Here is a 280-nt window from a genome sequence, read left to right on the forward strand (position 1 = left end):
TGTCGATGCCATAGGCCGAGGTGTCCTGGCTGATGACAAGCAGCTCGCGCGTGCCCGCCGCGACCAGCTTCTCCGCCTCGCGCAGGATAGCGTCGGGGCGGCGGCTGACCAGATCGCCGCGCAGCGACGGGATGATGCAGAAGCTGCACCGATGGTTGCAGCCTTCCGAAATCTTCAGATAGCTGTAGTGACGCGGCGTCAGCTTCAGCCCGGCGTCCGGGATCAGGTCGATATAGGGCGACAGGTTCGCGGGCGCGGCGGCGTGGACCGCCTCCACCAC

Annotated in this window: 1 protein-coding gene; it reads right to left on the minus strand. The window is 66.8% G+C overall.

The annotated features are described in order from the left end of the window. A partial coding sequence (locus AC0L2P_RS32335) for a radical SAM protein (RefSeq protein ID WP_473507258.1) occupies positions 1-280 on the minus strand: 280 nt, incomplete at both ends.

The organism is Mesorhizobium sp. WSM4836 (assembly GCF_055811815.1).